The sequence below is a fragment of the Mesorhizobium sp. M6A.T.Cr.TU.017.01.1.1 genome, from assembly GCF_004023115.1.
GTDB classification, from domain to species: domain Bacteria; phylum Pseudomonadota; class Alphaproteobacteria; order Rhizobiales; family Rhizobiaceae; genus Mesorhizobium; species Mesorhizobium mediterraneum.
This window is the reverse complement of the sequence record NZ_RZTA01000320.1, coordinates 1-385: the sequence shown is the minus strand read 5'-3', so window position 1 is coordinate 385 and position 385 is coordinate 1. Positions and strand designations below refer to the sequence as shown.

Genomic DNA, 385 nt, shown 5'->3' with positions numbered 1-385 from the left:
CTCGTGGGCTCGGCTGATCTTCAACGCTATTGCGCGCCAAAAACTGAGTCAAAGAAGCTGGTTAGCCGCCTTTGCTCGAAACTTGATTCAACCAGCCAGTTCATCCATTGAAACGAAAGGATCACGCCATGGCCACCACAAGACTTCTGAGCGATGCCGAGGTCGAGAAAATCCCGGCCGTGAAAGCCGTCTTCGACGACATCCGCGCGACGCGCAAATCCGACTTCGTCAACAATTTCTGGCGCGGGTTGGCCAATGATCCCGCGGCGCTGAAGCGGATCTGGGAACAGCTGAAGGTGGTGATGGTTGCCGACAGCGCCATCGATCCGCTGACCAAGGAGATGATCTACATTGCGGTGTCGACAGCCAATGGCTGCTCGTACTG

1 protein-coding gene is annotated in these 385 nt (G+C 56.1%); it reads left to right on the top strand.

Annotated features, from left to right (window positions below):
• Positions 1-128: 128 nt before the first annotated feature.
• Positions 129-385, top strand: a 257-nt coding sequence (locus EOB36_RS34185) for a carboxymuconolactone decarboxylase family protein (protein WP_206637254.1), incomplete at its 3' end; no start/stop codon positions are given.